Below are 16,670 nucleotides of genomic sequence, written 5' to 3'. Positions count from 1 at the left end.
TCACAGACTACGAAGTCAGGTGCGAACCAAAGGCCGCGAGGTACCTCGCCTCCGAGGTACCTCGGCGCCACAAGAAGGCTCATGGGCTGCGAAGCAGGTGGGGCCCAAGGTCACGAGGCACCTCGGTGCCGTACGGGGCTCGCAGGCTACGAAATCAGGCTCGGACCATAGGCATCGAGGTACCTCGGCTCCGCAAGAAGGCTCGCAGGCTACGAAGCCCTGCGAGACCCTAGAACACGAGGTACCTCGGCGTCGAGGTACCTCGGCTCCGCAAGACGGCCCGTGGGTTGCAGTCAGGCGCGCCGACGGTCAGCCTGCTGAGTCCCGTACTTCCAGCCGGCCATGCACGCGTCCATCTCGTCGTCGTCGAGAGCGGGTTCGACAAGCGGCGCGCTGGCGCCGTCCGGGCGGGAGCGCAGGCCGTCCAGGACCACGGCCAGGTGGCGGCGCCACGCGGTGGACGACAGCGGAGCGGTGAACTCGACCACTCCGACCGATGCGATGAGAAGGACTCCGATGTCGGTGGGAGCCACGTCGGGGCGGAGGTCGCCCTCGCGCTGGGCGCGGTGCACGAGGTCGTACAGCATCGGCTGCACCATCTCGCGGACGGTCGAGCCCTTCTCCGGGCCGCAGGTGATCAGGTCCTGCTCGCGGGCGATCATCACATCGCGCAGGCCCTTGTCGTGGCCCTGGGTCTCGAGCATGGCCGTCATGAAGTAGACCAGGCCGTCCCAGGCGCGGGGCTCGGCGCTGGCGTGTTCGGCGATGAGCTTGATCGAGGCGACCATGTCGTCGAACAGGGCGTCGATCAGGGCGTCGCGGTTGGGGAAGCGGCGGTAGACGGTGCCCACTCCCAGACCGGCTTCCTTGGCGACCTCGTCGAGCGAGGCCTCGAGGCCGCGCCGGGCGAAGACCGACTTGGCCGCGCCCAGGATCAGCCGGCGGTTGCGCTCGGCGTCCCGGCGCAGCGGGCGGGACGGGCCGCCGATCTCCGCCACCTCCGGCTCGGGTGCGGTGACCTGGGGCTTCGTTTCCATGGCTCTAAGTGGAACACCTCTCTCCATGTGGAGGCAAGCTCTCCACTTCTGTGCTACCGTCGAAGTGTTAAGCGGAATGTTTTCCTCCAGATGCGAGAAGGCGGGACCATGACCGAGCTCCAGACGACGGGGGCGGGTGCGCCGACGGCCCAGGCCGCGGCCGCTCCACCGCCGGACGACCACCACTCGAAGCGCTGGCTCATCCTGGCCGTCATCGGCCTGGCCCAGCTGATGATCGTGCTGGACACGACGATCGTGAACATCGCCTTGCCGGACGCCCAGAAGGCCCTGGGCTTCTCCAATGGCGACCGACAGTGGATCGTGACCGGCTACTCCCTGGCCTTCGGCAGCCTGCTGCTGTTCTTCGGCCGCGTGTCCGACCTGATCGGGCGTCGCGCCATGTTCCTGATCGGCCTCGTCGCCTTCGCCGGGGCGTCGGCCCTCGGTGGCGCCGCCCCGAACTTCGAGATCCTGGTCGCGGCCCGCGCCCTGCAGGGCGTCGCCGGCGCCATGCTCGCCCCGGCCGCGCTGTCGCTGCTGTCCACGACCTTCACCGAGGCCAAGGAGCGCGCCACCGCGTACGCGGTGTTCGGTGGCATCGCCGGCTCCGGCGCCGCGATCGGCATGCTGCTCGGCGGCGTGCTCACCGAGTACGTGAACTGGCGCTGGACGCTGTTCGTCAACGTCGCCATCAGCGTCGTCGCGATCGCCGGCGCCGCCGCCCTGATCCCGCGCCACGCGCGCCAGGCCGACCGGCCCACTCTCGACATCCCGGGCACGCTGCTCGTCTCGGCGGGCCTGTTCGGCATCGTCTACGGCTTCGCCAACGCCGAGTCGCACGCCTGGAGCGCGCCGAGCACCTGGGGGTTCCTGGCCGGCGGTGTGATCCTGCTGGCGGTGTTCACCTGGTGGCAGACCCGTGCCACGCACCCGCTGCTGCCACTGCGCGTCGTCCTCGAGCGCAACCGCGGCGGCTCGTTCCTGGCGATGTTCATCACCGGCGCGGGCATGTTCGGGGTGTTCCTGTTCCTGAACTACTACCTGCAGCAGATCCTGCGGTACTCCCCCGTCATGACCGGTGTCGCGTTCCTGCCGATGGTCGCGGCCCTGATGGTGACCGCCTCGATCAGCACCACCAAGCTCTACCCCCGGTTCGGCGCCAAGCCGCTGGTGTTCATCGGCATGCTGATGGCCGGCGCCGGGATGGCGTGGCTGACCGGCATCTCCGCGACGTCGGGCTACGCGGCGAACGTGCTCGGCCCGGTGTTGGTCGTCGGAGTCGGCATGGGCATGATCTTCGCTCCCGGCATGAACGCCGCGACGTCCGGCATCGAGGCCCGGGACGCCGGCGTGGCGTCGGCCACCGTCAACACCGCGCAGCAGGTCGGCGGTTCGATCGGCACCGCGCTGCTGAACTCGCTGGCCACCTCGGCGCTGGCGAAGTACCTGGTCGGCAAGGACGCCGCCAACCCGATGGTGCAGGCTGACGCGGCGATCCACAGCTACGTCGTCGCTTTCTGGTGGGCCGCGGCGATCTTCGTGGTCGGGGCGGTGGTCTGCGGCTTGATTCTGAAGGCCGGGAAGCCTGACCCGGCTGATCCGGATGCCGCGCCTGCTGTTCACATGTAGGCACCTCGCTATCGAGGTACTTCGCATCGAAGATACCTCGGGATGGAGGTACCTCTGTGTCGATGTACATAGTCATGGAGGTACCTCGTCGGCAGGCTGTGTCTGCCCTGAGCGAGGGCCGCCGCTGGAGGTCTTCGACCTCGAACGGTCGCTTGTTCGCCATCGACCGGCGGCCGCCGAAGAGGCCCGAGGAGGGCGGGATCGTGGACGCGGAAGCTGCCAGCCGCCGACCAAAGAGCAGCCGACCAGCCCCGCACAATGAACACCGCGGCCGAAGGTCGTATCAAGCCTTGTGCCCGCCGCCCGACCCCGGCCCGCCCACGGTCGCCGCCCCACGAGCACACCAGGAGCGCCTCAAACGCCTTGCTCTGGCGGCGACCGGTGGGCTAAACAGTTAGGTAAACCTAACTAGAGAGGCGGCCCTCTTGGCTCGCACCCTGCACTCCTTCATCGTGCGCAACACCGAACGTCTCACCGACCATCTGATCCGGGTCCACCTCGGCGGACCGGGTTTCGAGACCTTTCAGCCCAACGAGTTCACGGACTCCTACGTCAAGCTGGTGTTTCCCGGCCCGGACGGCGAGACCGTCCGCACCTACACCGTGCGCGCCATCGACGCGGCGGCACAGACGATCGCGATCGACTTCGTCCACCACGGCGACGAGGGCGTAGCCGGGCCCTGGGCCGCGGCCGCGCAGCCGGGTGACGCCATCGGCCTGTTCGGTCCCGGTGGTGCGTACGCTCCGCGCGCCGACGCGGACTGGCATCTGCTGGCCGGTGACACGTCGGCGCTGCCGGCGATCTCCGCCGCGTGTGCCGCTCTGCCGGCCACGGCGGTCGGGCGGGTGTTCGTCGAGGTCGAAGGGCCCGATGACGAGTTCGACTTCGACCGGCCTGAGGGGGTGCGTCTCACCTGGGTGCACAGCGACGGGGCCGCTCCCGGCGAGAAGCTGGCCGAGGCCGTGCGCGCGGAGCCGTGGCTCGACGGGCAGGTGCACGTCTTCATCCACGGCGAGGCGCAAGCGGTCATGCACGACCTGCGGCCGTACGTCCGCAAGGAGCACGGGGTTCCGGCCGAATGGGCGTCGATCTCCGGCTACTGGCGGCGCGGACGGAACGAGGAGGGCTTCCGGCAGTGGAAGCGCGATCTCGCCGAGCGTGAGGAAGCGACCGTCGGCTAGTTCGCGACAGGTCAGCTCGCAGCAGAGGGAGCAGAGGGAGCCGAGGAAGTAGAGGGAGCAGGGGCTGCAGAGGGCAGGCGAGTGCGCAGGCCCTCGATCAGCTGATCGACCCCGAACGCGAAATGGTCGTCCATACTGTCGCGGACGATGAGCTCCCCCAGGGCGGCCACGTTCGGGTACTTGTCCGCCGGCGCTGAGCGGAACGCTTCGGCGACGGCGGCGACCGCCTCCTCGGGGCTGGCTCCGTGGGCTTCGAGGGACGACATGGGCAGCTGTTCCTGGAGCACGAAGCCCTGGACGTATGTGGCGAGCGTGCGGGTGGCGTAGGCGGCGTCGGCGTCGGAGAAGCCCGCCGAGCGCAGCCAGCCGAGGGCGACGTCGAGGACGTAGAGAAGGTTCGGGCCCGGGGCCAGGCGGCCGGCCATCACGCGGGCGGAGTCACGGTTCGCGTTCAGGTGGCAGCGGTATGCGCGGGCCATCTCACGGAGGTTCTCGGCCCAGTCGCCTCCGGTCTTGAGTTTGCGGGCGTCCCAGAGCAGGCTGTCCGCGAGCAGGTCCAGGAGCTCTTCCTTGTCCTGCACGTGCCAGTAGAGGGACGCGGCCTGCACGCCGAGTTCGGCGGCCACTTTGCGCATGGACAGGGCGTCGAGGCCTTCGCGGCGCAGGACGGTCAGGCCGGCCGCGATGAGGGCTTCCTGGGTGATCGCCGGAGTTCTCGCGGTCGCGCCCTTCCTCGCCGCTGCCACCTGGGATCTCCTCGTCACCTGTCGTCCATGGCCGTGCCCCCTGCGGGGCATCATCTCATCCGGCGTTTGTAGTCTAACGCCGTTAGGGTTAATCTAACGCCGTTAGTCTTGCCTCTAACGCCGTTAGACTGGAGCCGCGACGCCATGGCGCACCACGACCCCCGAGGACCAGAAGCCGGCTCCGGCCGGACCGCCACGGCGCCCGTCGCCGACCCGGGACCCCCGACCGCCGAGCACGGCGCGCGCACCACGCGCGCCAAAGCCCTGATCCTCGGCACCCTGTGCATCACGCTGTTCATGGCGATGCTCGACAACGTCGTCGTGAACACCGCCCTGCCGAAGATCGGCTCCGAGCTGCACGCGGGCTTCACCGGCCTGCAGTGGGTCGTCGAGGGCTACAGCCTCGTGTACGCGGCGCTGCTGCTCACCGGGGGGACGCTCGGCGACCGGCTCGGACGCAAGCGGGTCTTCCTGGCGGGCATCGTCGGCTTCACCCTCGGCTCGATGCTGTGCGGGCTCTCCGGCTCGATCGGCGAACTCGTCGCCGCCCGCATGCTGCAGGGTGTCGGTGCCGCGCTGCTGACGCCGGGCAGTCTGTCGATCATCCGCCACACGTTCCCCGAACCGGGCGAGCGGGCGCGCGCCATCGGGCTGTGGTCCGGCATCTCCGGGCTGGGGCTGGCGCTCGGCCCGGCCGTCGGCGGGCCGCTGGTGGACGCCTTCGGCTGGTCCAGCGTCTTCTGGATCAACGTGCCGATCGGCGTGCTGGCCCTGGCCGTCGGCCTGCGGGTGCTGCCGGAGTTCCACGACGGCCGCGAGCGGTTCGACGTCGCCGGCCAGGTGCTCGGCGCCATCGGCCTCGGCGCGCTGGTGTACGCGCTCATCGAGGGGCCGGACGCGGGATGGTCCAGTGCCCGGGTGCTGAGCGCCGGTGCCGCCTCGGTCGTCGCCCTGATCGCCTTCCTGGTCACCGAGGCCCGTCGCAGGGCACCGATGCTCGACCTCTCCTTCTTCACGGACCGAGTCGTCGCGGGCGCGCTGATGAGCGGTTTCATGGTCAGCTTCGGCATGTTCGGCGCGCTGTTCTTCCTGCCACTGCTCATGCAGGACGTGTACGGCTGGTCCGCGGCTCGGGCGGGTGTCGCCTCGCTGCCCGCGACGTGCGCGATCATGGTGGCCGCGCCCTTCGCCGGAGCGATCACCGGGAAGCTGGGGCCGCGCCCCGCCCTTGTCAGTGGTCTGACGTTGTGCGCCGCCGCCCTCGCCGGACTCTCGCTCTACGGCCCCGGCGCGCACTACTCGCACTACGTGTGGACGCTGCCGATCGTGGGACTGGGCATGGGTCTGTCCTTCGCACCGGTCTCGGTCGCGGTCCTGGAACGCGTCCCGGCCGCGAAGGCGGGCATGGCGTCCGCCGTCACCAACACCATGCGTGAGCTCGGCGGCGTGGTCGGCATCGCGGCCCTCGGCGCCATCCTCACCAGCCGGATGACGGGCCTGCTCGGCCCGCGCCTGGCCGATCTCGGTGTCGGCGCCGGGCAGCGTCACGAGATCACCGCCGCGGTGACGCGGGGAGGCGCGGGCGGAATCGCCGCGAGCCGGTCCCTCCCGCCCGCTTTGCGCGCCACGGTCGACACGTCGTTCACCGACGCCCTGCATCTGGCCCTGCGTTGCGGTGCCGGTCTGCTCGCCGTCGCGGCGCTGGCCGCTTGGGTGCTGCTGCGGGGCGGCGCGCGCAAGCGTCTCCTGTGACGTCGTGCGGCTACCGGCGCGCGAAGAGGTTCTTCATGGGTGGTCGTGGGCTGCCAGCCGGCGCAGCGAGACGATCCCGCCGATCGCCGGAAGCACCGAGAGCGCGATGGTCTGGCGGGTGACGCGTGGAACGCGGGCGACGGTGACGATGACGCTGAGATACAGGAAGCCGTGAATCGGTGCGACGGCTGCGGCCAGCGGGCGCGAATCGCCTGTTCCGAGGATCACGAGCAGTACCGCCAGCGATGTCACTTCCAGGGTTGCGAGGACTCGGAGCTACCGGCGGTCGTTCAGCTGAGGCGGCTTCTCCTCCGTGTCCGTGCCCTGGGACCACCAGGGTTTCACGGGCTGAAGGACTCCGTAGATGCCGCTCACGAAGAAGAGGGCGACGGAGATGAGGTAACACCAGCCGCCGAAGCCCAGGGAGACGATCATCTTGTGGTCCTCGTAGAAGTTCGATTGGGAGGTGTACAGGTACGAGTATTCGGGTGAGAAGTTCGCCCAGCTGATTCCCAGCACGATCAGCGAGACGGAGGCGATGGCGATCGACATCCACGCGCCGGTGCGGAAGGGATACCAGGTCTCCTCGTAGCCGCCTCCCCCGCCGCCGCCCTTCACTCGGCCGCCTGCCATGTATGAGCTGAAGGCGCGCCCTGCGCCGCGCCAGTCGCTGGGCGCGGGAGGCCAGCCCAGGCCCCGCTTCGAGCGGTACCACTGCCATCCTTCCAGGATCAGGAAGATGGGACAGATGATCCCGATCCTGGCGACAGTCCACGCGTAGTAGGAAGCGTGGTTGTCGCCGCCGAACGTGCCTTTGCCGGGCGGCGCCGCGCCCTCGAACCACGGAGTCACCAACGCCAGCAGCGTAAAGGGGATCGTTGCGACGAAGCCCCAGGCCCACCAGGGCGCCTTCTCGTACCGCGTGTCAGTGGTGGAACTCTCAGAGCCAGCCATCCCTACCCCCGATGGGATCGTTCCCGTCGCCAGGAGCCTAGCGTCAGCTGAGATGAATATCCAGGGGTTGCATCAGCTGGGATGAATCACCATCAAGATCGCTGTCGTGGCCCCACGGCAGCCCGCCGGCGCGCTGACTGCAATTTTTCACCGCCGCTCAGGTGTTGACCGCCCCCTGTGGATCCCCATTATCGGAGATATGCCGTCCGCAAAGACGGTGAGTCTCATTCAGGAGGATACAAGATGGCTCTGCACCACCGTATGAAGCGGGCGGCGGTCACGCTCGCGATCGCGGGCGCCGGCGCGACGATGGTCGCCACGGCCCCCAGTGTTTCCGCGGCGCCGCCCGGCGACTGCCACTTGTACGCGACGCTCACCTACGGCCAGGCCACGTGCTTCGCGGCGAACAGCTACCAGGCCTACGACGTGTGTGTTCACGCCGGGACGACCTACACCGTCTACGGTCCGTGGACGTCGACCGGCGGCACTTCCCGCGCCTCCTGCAACAACGGCGACCTGCTGGAGCGCCCGTACATTGTCTACGTGGACACCGACGGCCTGTAAGCACCGCGCTCCCGGAGAGGGCTGGAAACGCGATTTGCGTTTCCAGCCCCTTGCTTCTTTTTGCGAAATCCTATCCGAGCCGAATGGATATCCCGGACGTCCGATTTCCACGGATGACCGCCGCCAATGATGAGTTAAGCACTTGACCGAGCCAGCGCTCACACAGGCATCGACCAGCCCTCGGGCTGCCATAAGCTGAGATGAATAGGCGCGCGATCCGCAGAGCTCCGACAGAGCCTCTGCTAATGCCTCCGGACGGGCGCTCCGGCCCGGATGGCACGAGGAATCTCCGCGACGTCGTCGACGATGTCGAGCAGGCGCGCCTGCTCCGCGGGCGAGGCCGGGGAGTCGAGGTCGACGGTGTAGGTGATGCCGGTCGAGGCCCAGGTCGTGGTGTCGAAGGAACCTGAGGCCCGGACCCGGACGCCCTCGATGGGCAAGGACAGGGCGGCGGCTTCACGGTAGACGTCGTTGAGGACACAGCCCGCCGCGGCGAGGTGGAGGAGGTGGGCACCGGTGAAGTCGGTGTGGACGGTCACGCCTTCGGGGGTCCAGCGGTGGGGGAAGGCCGTGGCGGCCGGGTCGGTGTGGCGGAGTGAGCCGGCGCCGACGGTGACCTCGAACTGGTCCATCATTGCTCCTTCGGGTGTCGCGGGCGGGTCCGTCTTGGGCGACAGCTTATGGAGGCGGCGGGCCAGACGCCCTTGGAGTGGTAGAAAGCGATGAACAGGTCGGCGGGCCGCTGCGTGGGGTCGGAGCGGCGGGTGAGGTCGTCGATCAGGTCCAGAGGACCTGGCCCGGGGCCCGGGCAGTGCACACCCGCGGCCGCCGGCTACCGGTTCGTCGATCCCGAGTCGGCCACCGCGGCGTGGTACGGGCGTGACGGGCCTGGGCCGCGATGGGAAGGTCGGTCCGGGACGTGCACCGCGTCGTCTTCACCACCGCGCACGGCGACCACGCCGGGAACGCGGCGAACCTCCTCCCCGAGGCTGGTCTGGACCATGGCGGGCGCGCGCTGCCGCTAGGCCGAACGGCTGGTTGCCGGCTTCGGCGCGTTTGCCCGGTGGACCGCGTGGTTACGTCTCCACGCATTGATACCGGCAGCCTCGGAGGTCCGCGTCGATGGTCGGCACCCTGCGCTCCAGACTGACGACGGCGACCGTGGCCGCCGCCTGTGCGCTCACGTCCGCGCTGACCGCCGTGACGGCCTCCCCCGCCGCGGCGGCCGGTGACGGCCTGCAGCGGGAGCTGGACCGTCTCGTCGGGGCCGAGGGCGGTCCGCCCGGGGTCGTCGTCGTGCTCGACCGGCGGGGTCATCGGACGGTCTACCGGTCCGGCCTCGCGGTCGTCGACCCGCGTCGGCCGAGCCCTGACGACCACATGCGGATCGCGAGCGTCGCCAAGGCCTTCAGCGGAGCGGTGGCCCTGCAGCTGGTGGACCGAGGCCGTCTGCACCTGGACGACACCGTCGCGCGCCGCCTGCCCCAGCTACCCGCCGCGTGGGGCGCGGTCACGCTTCGCCAGTTGTTGCAGCACACCAGCGGCCTGCCGGACTACTCGGCCTCGGCCCCCTTCATCAAGCTGATCCAGGAGAATCCGCGGCGTCACTTCGACTCGCAGCGGCTGCTGTCGTTCGTGGCCGGCGAGCCGCTGCTGTTCGCGCCGGGGTCGCGGTTCCAGTACTCGAACTCGGACAACATCGCCGTCGCGCTGATGGCGGAGGCGGTGACCGGCCGCCGGTACGAGGACCTCCTGAAGCGTCTGGTCTACGACCGGCTCGGCCTGCGCCACACCAGCCTGCCCTCCGGCTACGAGCTGCCCGAGCCGTTCATGCACGGCTACGTCGTGCCGTCCACCGGGGCCCCGGAAGACGTCAGCACGGCGATCGGGGCGTCGGGGGCGTGGGCGTCCGGCGGCATCGTGTCGACGCCGAACGACTTGGTGACGTTCATCAAGGGGTATGCGGGCCCGGAGCTCATTTCGCGCTCGACCCGCGAGGAGCAGCAGAACGTCGTGCCGGGCAGCTCCGAGCCTCCGGGCCCGGGCACCAACGCGGCGGGCCTGGCGATCTTCCGGTACACGACTCGCTGCGGTGTGGTCTACGGCCACACCGGCAACACCCTGGGTTATACGCAGCTCGCTCTGAGCACCGCCGACGGCAGCCGCTCGATGACGTTCTCGGTCAACGAGACGCTGACCCAGAAGACCAACGCGCCGCTTTTCGCCACGATGCGCGGCATCCAGGAGGACTTCGTCTGCGCGCTTCTGCGCTGAGGTCACCGGCCGAGGATCGGCTTCCGACCCGCGATCGGCTGGTTCACGGGAAAACGTGAGCCGCTAAGTTGGCGGGGTCGATGCGTCGATCCGAGGAGATGAGCGTGGACAGCCTGACTGTGGGGGCCGGTCCGTGAATCATTGGTTTGATCAACTGCGAGCACAGGCCGACCGGCAGCCGTGGCTGGCGGTGGGCGTCGGAGTGGTGGCCGCCACGGTGGTCGGCGTCGTGCTGTGGCGAGGGGCGGGCGCGGCACGGCGGAGTGTGCAGGGGCGGGTTTCCAGCGTCCTGATCCTCGTCGCGGCGTTGATGGCGACCGCGGTGCAGAGCGCCGGCATGTGGAAGTTCTTCGCCGAGACCATGGCGTTGCCGCTGGGGTTGCGGATCTTCCTGTTCTCGTTTCTGGAAGTGGCGCTGCTGGCGTGCGGTACCCGGGCGAAGGAGAACGTGCGCGCGGGCGAGGACGCCGGGATCGACGGGGTGCTGGTCGTCGTGCTGGCGCTCGGGTCCGGTGTCCTGGCGGCCACCGACGCCTCCAGCTGGCAGGAGGTGCTGGTCCGGCTGATGGTCTCGATCGTGGCGGCGCTGCTGTGGGAGCGGGACCTGCTGGCGACGAAGTACGCGGCCCGGCAGGACGGGAAGCGGCACGAGACCGTCCGGTGGCGCTTCGGGTGGAAGACGCTCGCGGTGCGGTGGGGGTGGGCCGACGCCGGCGATGCCAGCCTGGCCGACCAGGGCGCGAACCGGGTGTTCGACCAGTTCGTCAAGGCGACGCACGCGGTGAACCGGTTGGAGCCGGGCTCCAAGCAGCGGCGACGCGCCGTCCGCCGCCAGGCGACGGCCCAGGCGAGGCTGATGTCCTACGCGCGGCTGAACACCGACCTCACGCAGTTGATGCGGACGCTCGGTGAGGTCGCGACCGCTGAGGGGCTGACGATGCTCGGGGTGGAAGCGGAATCGGATGCCGAGCCCGCGGCTCCCGCTCCCGCTCCGGCTCCGGCTCCGGCTCCGGCTCCGAAGGCTCAGGAGCCGGAGCGTGTGGACATGGTCAGGCAGGAGCACGTGAACGGCACGACGGTGGCGAAGCCGGGAGTGCCCGTAGCGGCAGTATCGGCAGCACCGGCAGTACCGGCACCGCGCGCTGCCGAGCCAGGGCCGACCCCACCGTCTGCTGCGGACCCCGCCTTCGGAGAGCAGGTTCCGGACCTGAGGACCGCGCGGCTGGCGCGGCAGATCGTGGGTCGGTTGTCGGACGGGTCGGACGGGACGAAGATCACCCAGCGGGCGTTCATCGCCGAGATCCGCAAGCATCGGCCGATATCCAACAAGGAAGGCGCGGCGCTGCATCGTTACGCGGTCGGCACGACCGACCTCGACGAGAGCGGCCGGTGACCGATCAGAGACGACGCAGGGAGCGGCTGGCCAGACCGGTCGCCGCCACCGCCGCGAAGCCGAGGCCGGTGAGGTGGAACATCGCGGCCGGCGACCAGTGGTGCAGCACCAGGCCGGCGAGGGACACCGACAGCGGGAACATCGCGAAGGTGACCAGGCTGATCAAGGCTTGGGCACGGGCCAGCAGGTGGGGCGGCGGCATGCGCTGGGTGGCGGTCATGACCAGGACGGCCAGCACCCCGTCGAGGGCGCCGATCGCCGCCATCGTCCCGGCCATCGGGATCAGGCCGCCCACGTGCGGGAGGGCGGCGAGGAGGGCGCCGTTGACGGCCAGGGACGCGACGACGATCGGGCCCGGGCGGCGGCCGTGGGTGAGGGCGCCCGCGGATCCGCCGCCGCCGAGCATGCCGACGCCGAGCGCGGCCATGAGCCAGCCGTAACCGGCGGGGCCGAGGTCCTGGCGGCCGCGGGTGAGAACGGGCAGGGCGACTTCGAGAGTGCCTCCGACCGAGGCGCCGAGAACCGCGGTCATCAGCAGGACCGTGCGATACAGCGGCGAGGAGCGGACGAAAGCGGGGAGGGTCCGGGTTCCGGCACCTTCTTGCGGGTGGGCGTCGGCCGACGGTGACGGCTCGTTCTTCGACGACGCGAGCCGGTGGCGATGGTCGATGGCCACCAACGCCAGTGCGGACACGGCGAACGAGGCCGCGTCGACGCCGACCGCGGGCCAGGGCTCGAGCAGCGCGACCAGTGCGCCTCCGATCGGGGGCCCGATCACGTTGGCGAACAGGTTCGCCGCGATGCTGAGGGAGTTGGCAGCCGGCAGCTCCGCGTCGGGAACGAGAGCCGGGGTGATGGAGCGGTAAGCGGGAAGGTGGGCGCCTTCGCACGCGCCGAGGATCACGCCGGTGGTGACCAACTGGCCGAGGGCGGGTGTGCCGCGCGCGGCCGTGACGGTGAGCGCGGTGAGCGCCGCGCACCGGACGACGTCGGCCCCCAGCATCACCGGCCGCGCGCCGAAGCGGTCGGCCAGCGCGCCGCCGGGCAGCGCGGTGACGATCCGCGCGAGCCCGAAGCCGGTGAGCGTCAGGCTCAGGCCGCCGGTGGCGTAGCCGGAGCCGAGGACGAGGAACGGGAGGGCGACGAGGTACACCATGTCGCCGAGCGTGGACAGGGACTGGCCGGTGACCAGGATGCGGAAGTCGCGCCGCCGCAGGGGGGCGAGCGGCGATCCGGCCGCTGGGGACGTGACCGGTGTCGCCGCCGCGGGTTCAGCACTCATCGACGTTCTCCCCTGACGTGGGAAAGGAACGGGGGCGACGCGCACCCTTCAGCGCGCCGCCCCCGCGGCTGCCGGACCGGGCCCGATCCGGTCCGGCAGCGTTCATGGGGCGCCGACGTGGTCGCCGCGGTGGGGCTGTGGCCGCGAGCTTCGGGCTGTCGGCCGGGCCCGCCGAGCGCCGGACCGCCGTGCACGCCTACTGCCTCTATGTCGGCGCATCGGCGCATCGGCGCGGTCGGAGCCGGAGTGGTCCGCGGGGCCTCAGCCCATGTCGCCCGGCACGGCGAACCCGAGCTGCTCGGCGCAGAACCGTTGCCACTCCTCGCTTTCGTCGCGGTACGCGGGCTCGTCGGCGAACGCGTCGGCGGTGAGGGTGAGGTCGTCCCAGAGGAACAGCGGGCCTTGCTGCGCGTGCTCGCCGGCCCACTGGGCCGCGGGGCCGAAGTCCCGCAGCGCTTCGGGCGGGTAGGCGCGGCTGTATCGCAGCATGCTCACTCCCCCGCTGTCGCGGCCATCGCCTGGCGCAGGCTCAGTGGCCGCATGTCGGTCCACACCTGGTCGATGTGGTCCAGGCATTCGCGCTTCGGGCCGCGGACGCCGACCTCGGTCCAGCCGCTGGGCAGGGGGCGGCCCGTCGGCCAGATCGAGTACTGCTCCTCGTGGTTGATCACGACCGTGTACTCGCGGGTGTCCTCGTCGTCAGGCATCGCCGACTGTCTCCTCTTGTTCGGTGTGGGCTGTGGAGGGCGCCGGGACCGGTCCGGTTCCGCGCCGTACTTCCTGGGTGGCGCCGATGACCTGGCGGACGGCCGCCGTCACCCAGGCGCCGGCCGCGCACAGCAGGACCGCGTACGCCAGCGTCAGCACGTAGCCGAGCCAGGCGGCGTCGTCGCTGATCCCGGCCAGGCCGATGGTGACGCGGGAGATCCGGGTGGTGTCCATCTCGGTCCAGCGCCGGAACAGGTCGCCGCCCCAGCTCACCAGCGGCACCGCGAGGACGAACGCCGCCACGGCGCGGCCGCGCAGCAGCAGGGCGGCCGCGATGCCGGTGAGGATGGTGACCCACCACCAGCCGAGCTGGTTGCCGACCCAGTCCAGGACGACGCCGCCGGCGCCGACGGCCAGACCGCGGACCAGGCTCCGGTCCAGGAGCGTCATGGTGTCCGTGTCAGTACCCTTCGTTCCGACCAGCCGGCCGGCGCGCCTGCCGGGCAGGCGCCGGGTCAGGGATTGAGTGTCCATGTCCGCCCCTTCGTCGCGGCCGAGGCCTGATCGCCCTCGAGCATCGGTGTGTTGCGGCCGGCGAACCAGTCGGCGAGCCGGTCCGAGTACCAGGGGGAGGCGGGGTTCTCGCTCTGCCCGCCGGGGTAGACGCCGACCCCCTGGCCGGTGCCCCAGTCGACGACCATGCGCCAGCTGGCGCCGCCGACGGCCACGCCGGTGAGCGTCTTGCCGTGCCGCACCGGGGCGGCGCTGACCACCGAGTTGATGGTGCGGCCGCTGCCGCCGGAGGCGAACGGCCCCTCGTCGAGCGTCGGCGACTTCAGCAGCGAGGCGATCATCACCTTGTGGCCGTTGCCGAGCTTCCAGGTGGTCACGTCCGGGCCGCGCTTGCTCTTCAGATCGTCGACCGCGGAGGCGAACGCCTGCCGGATGACTTCGGGCGCGGTGTGCGTGGTCGATCCCGCGGGCGCGAACAAGGGGTTCGCCGTGTCGTTGACGGTCATGTTGATCAGCAGGCCGTTGAGTCCGTCGACCGCGTAGGTGCTGTCGTTGGTCCGCGGTGTGAACACGTCGCGCGGCGGCGCCGGGACCTTGTACTGCTGCCACACCGGGTGCCAGACGGCGTAGCCGTAGAGCACCATGAACCGGCCCCAGATCGTCGCCGCCGTGGAGTCGGCGGTCAGCGAGTAGTCCCAGGTCTTCAGGTCGTTCAGGGCCGCGGTCTGCACCGGATCCCACTGCTGGCCCTGCAGGTCGTCCAGCACGGTGGGCAGCATGGCGCGGGCCACGTCGTCGGCCGACGACATCTGCAGGTCCTGCATCTGCTGCGAGGTGATCCCGGTGGCGCCGGTCAGCGCCTTGGTGATCTCGGTGGAACGCCAGCCCTGGTCGAAGAAGTCGTAGCCGCGGCCGTAGTAGTACGGGTAGTCGGTGCCGACCTCGCGCTGGTTGGCGGTCTGGGCGAACCCGGACGGCGGGTTGTAGGTGATCGGCAGCGCCTCGAACGGGATGCTGCCGGCTACGTCGCACTCCCCGGTGCCGGCCATCGGCAGCCACGGCAGGCAGCTGTCGGCGGTCTGCGGCTGCAGGCCGGCGTTGACGATGCCGATGTTGCCGGCGTCGTCGGCGTAGGCGAAGTTCTGCGGCGGGGTGTTCCAGCCCCGCAGCGCCTGGTGGAACTGGTCGAACGTGGTCGCCTTCTCGACGGTGAGCATGGTGTCGAGGTTGTCGCTGGGCAGGGTGCCGGTGAACCACACGGCGGCGGTGACCCCCTGAACGGTCATGATCGGGCCGTGAACGGTCATCCGGGTCGTGTAGTCGACCGTCGAGCCGTCGTGCTTCTTGATCTTGTTGACGATCTTCGTCATCGGCTGCCACTGGCCGTTCCAGAAGTACTGGTCCGGGTGCGCGGCGTCGGTCTTCTCCAGGTAGTAGAAGGTGCCGGGCCGCTGGGAGTTGGTCAGACCCCAGCTGATGTGCTGGTTCTTGCCGTCCAGCACCGCCGGGATACCCGGCACGGTCACGCCGGCCAGCTGGTACGACGGCGAGCGCAGCTCGACCTGGTACCAGATCGACGGCATGGTCAGGTTCAGGTGCGGGTCGGAGGCCAGGATCGCCTTGCCGGACGCGGTGAGCTTGCCGGAGACCACCCAGGCGTTGCTGTCGCCGATGGTGTGGTAAGCGTTCGCAGGAAGCTGTGACAACCGGTCCTGGAACTGCGCGGAGGCGTCGATCGCCTGTTGCGAGGAACCGATCTGGAACTCCTGCGACGTGCTCGACGCCTGGGGCACCGTACCGCCGGTCGGCGTCGGGGTGCCGTCGGCGCGCGCCGGGATCGGTGTCAGCGGCAGCTTCTGGTAGGGGCCGGGGTCGTACGGATACTGCGGGTTCTGCCCGACCGCCTGGTAGAGCTGCTCGAACTTCTGCTCGCCGAAGGCACCGGCGATGTAGCTGTAGGCGGTCGGCAGCGGGTCGAAGGCGAGCGTCTGGGTCTCCAGGCGCTGCACCGCGAGGCTGTCGATCGGGGTCCACTGCTCGACGGAGAAGTTCATGAGCTTGTAGTAGAGCGGCAGGGTGTTGTCCTTCTTCATCTGGGCGATGGCGGAGTTCACGCCCTGCGCGTACTCGGTGAGCACCGCGCGCGCCGGGGAATCGGCCGGCAGCGCGGCCCAGTCACGCTGGGAGGCGCGCAGCAGTCCGAGGTCGAGTTCGTACTCGTCGGACGGCAGCGCGGCCGGGTCGTTCGTGGTCTCGGCCAGCCGTCCCTCGGCCTGGCGACGGGCCAGGTCCATCTCGAACAGGCGGAAGCGGGCGTGGGTGTAGCCGAGGGCCCGGTACATGTCGGAGTCGGTGGCGGCCTTGATGTGCGCCGTGCCGTTCGCCTCGAAGGAGACGGTGGCGGTGCCGGACAGGCCGGGCAGGGTGAGGGTCTGGTCGTGCGGCGGGTCGCCCTGGTCGGCGGTGATCCACACTCCGGTGCCGGGGTTGACGGCCGCTCCCAGGGGCGGGATGGTGCCGGCGCCGGCGACCGAGACCTGCAGGACCGCCACGGCCAGGGCGAGCGCCCCGGCCAGCGACGCCGCGCGCAGGCCGAGCCGGCCCCGCGGCGTCAGGTCCCTTCTCCATGATCTCAAG

Annotated in this window: 16 protein-coding genes; 6 read left to right on the top strand and 10 right to left on the bottom strand. The window is 70.2% G+C overall.

Features of this window, described 5'->3' with window-relative positions:
- Positions 1 to 293 precede the first annotated feature (293 nt).
- Positions 294 to 1,037: a TetR/AcrR family transcriptional regulator gene (locus ABD466_RS11120; protein ID WP_344656896.1), complete on the bottom strand. Its 744-nt coding sequence runs from the start codon at positions 1,035 to 1,037 to the stop codon at positions 294 to 296.
- A gap of 108 nt (positions 1,038 to 1,145) precedes the next feature.
- On the opposite strand from ABD466_RS11120, the gene ABD466_RS11115 reads away from it, so the two are divergent.
- Together ABD466_RS11115 and ABD466_RS11110 are read left to right on the top strand one after the other, a co-directional pair.
- Positions 1,146 to 2,666, top strand: a complete 1,521-nt coding sequence (locus tag ABD466_RS11115) for an MFS transporter (RefSeq protein WP_344656895.1) — start codon at positions 1,146 to 1,148, stop codon at positions 2,664 to 2,666.
- Between the two features lie 425 nt (positions 2,667 to 3,091).
- Entirely contained in the window at positions 3,092 to 3,847 is a 756-nt protein-coding gene (locus tag ABD466_RS11110; RefSeq protein ID WP_344656894.1) for a siderophore-interacting protein, read from the top strand.
- Between the two features lie 11 nt (positions 3,848 to 3,858).
- On the opposite strand, the gene ABD466_RS11105 is transcribed toward ABD466_RS11110, so the two are convergent.
- Complete coding sequence (locus ABD466_RS11105; RefSeq protein ID WP_344656893.1) at positions 3,859 to 4,593, bottom strand: TetR/AcrR family transcriptional regulator; 735 nt, start codon at positions 4,591 to 4,593, stop codon at positions 3,859 to 3,861.
- Between the two features lie 144 nt (positions 4,594 to 4,737).
- On the opposite strand from ABD466_RS11105, the gene ABD466_RS11100 reads away from it, so the two are divergent.
- A complete protein-coding gene (locus tag ABD466_RS11100) occupies positions 4,738 to 6,345 on the top strand; it encodes a DHA2 family efflux MFS transporter permease subunit (RefSeq protein WP_344656892.1) in 1,608 nt (535 codons plus the stop codon).
- Between the two features lie 33 nt (positions 6,346 to 6,378).
- Here ABD466_RS11100 and ABD466_RS11095 read toward each other — a convergent pair whose 3' ends face one another.
- A complete protein-coding gene (locus tag ABD466_RS11095; RefSeq protein ID WP_344656891.1) occupies positions 6,379 to 6,597 on the bottom strand; it encodes a DUF3817 domain-containing protein in 219 nt (72 codons plus the stop codon).
- Positions 6,598 to 6,621: 24 nt separating this feature from the next.
- Positions 6,622 to 7,299 carry a hypothetical protein gene (locus ABD466_RS11090; protein ID WP_344656890.1) on the bottom strand — a complete coding sequence of 226 codons (678 nt, stop codon included), beginning with the start codon at positions 7,297 to 7,299 and terminating at the stop codon, positions 6,622 to 6,624.
- A 243-nt stretch (positions 7,300 to 7,542) separates the two neighbouring features.
- Here ABD466_RS11090 and ABD466_RS11085 point away from each other — a divergent pair, with 243 nt between their 5' ends.
- Positions 7,543 to 7,863, top strand: coding sequence for a hypothetical protein (locus ABD466_RS11085; protein ID WP_344656889.1), 321 nt, complete (start codon positions 7,543 to 7,545; stop codon positions 7,861 to 7,863).
- Positions 7,864 to 8,105: 242 nt separating this feature from the next.
- Here the strand turns inward: ABD466_RS11085 and ABD466_RS11080 are convergent, their stop codons facing one another.
- Entirely contained in the window at positions 8,106 to 8,495 is a 390-nt protein-coding gene (locus ABD466_RS11080) for an OsmC family protein (protein WP_344656888.1), read from the bottom strand.
- 490 nt (positions 8,496 to 8,985) lie between these two features.
- Between ABD466_RS11080 and ABD466_RS11075 the strand changes: the two genes are divergently transcribed.
- Positions 8,986 to 10,137 (top strand): serine hydrolase domain-containing protein, encoded by a 1,152-nt coding sequence (locus ABD466_RS11075; protein ID WP_344656887.1) that lies wholly within the window; start codon positions 8,986 to 8,988, stop codon positions 10,135 to 10,137.
- Between the two features lie 133 nt (positions 10,138 to 10,270).
- Positions 10,271 to 11,530 carry a hypothetical protein gene (locus tag ABD466_RS11070; protein ID WP_344656886.1) on the top strand — a complete coding sequence of 420 codons (1,260 nt, stop codon included), beginning with the start codon at positions 10,271 to 10,273 and terminating at the stop codon, positions 11,528 to 11,530.
- 4 nt (positions 11,531 to 11,534) lie between these two features.
- Here the strand turns inward: ABD466_RS11070 and ABD466_RS11065 are convergent, their stop codons facing one another.
- The 5 genes from ABD466_RS11065 to ABD466_RS11045 all read right to left on the bottom strand — a co-directional run bounded on the left by ABD466_RS11065 (position 11,535) and on the right by ABD466_RS11045 (position 16,669).
- Positions 11,535 to 12,812 (bottom strand): MFS transporter, encoded by a 1,278-nt coding sequence (locus ABD466_RS11065; RefSeq protein WP_344656885.1) that lies wholly within the window; start codon positions 12,810 to 12,812, stop codon positions 11,535 to 11,537.
- 261 nt (positions 12,813 to 13,073) lie between these two features.
- A complete protein-coding gene (locus tag ABD466_RS11060; RefSeq protein WP_344656884.1) occupies positions 13,074 to 13,301 on the bottom strand; it encodes a hypothetical protein in 228 nt (75 codons plus the stop codon).
- Between the two features lie 2 nt (positions 13,302 to 13,303).
- Positions 13,304 to 13,519 carry an MbtH family protein gene (locus tag ABD466_RS11055; protein WP_344656883.1) on the bottom strand — a complete coding sequence of 72 codons (216 nt, stop codon included), beginning with the start codon at positions 13,517 to 13,519 and terminating at the stop codon, positions 13,304 to 13,306.
- Complete coding sequence (locus ABD466_RS11050; protein WP_344656882.1) at positions 13,512 to 14,054, bottom strand: hypothetical protein; 543 nt, start codon at positions 14,052 to 14,054, stop codon at positions 13,512 to 13,514. Before ABD466_RS11050 ends, ABD466_RS11055 begins: the two co-directional genes overlap by 8 nt.
- Complete coding sequence (locus ABD466_RS11045; RefSeq protein ID WP_344656881.1) at positions 14,036 to 16,669, bottom strand: penicillin acylase family protein; 2,634 nt, start codon at positions 16,667 to 16,669, stop codon at positions 14,036 to 14,038. The genes ABD466_RS11050 and ABD466_RS11045 overlap by 19 nt, the downstream gene beginning before the upstream one ends.
- Position 16,670: the final 1 nt, after the last annotated feature.

This window comes from Catenulispora subtropica (genome assembly GCF_039531675.1).
In the GTDB taxonomy this organism is placed as follows: domain Bacteria; phylum Actinomycetota; class Actinomycetes; order Streptomycetales; family Catenulisporaceae; genus Catenulispora; species Catenulispora subtropica.
This window is presented reverse-complemented; position numbering and strand designations above follow the sequence as displayed.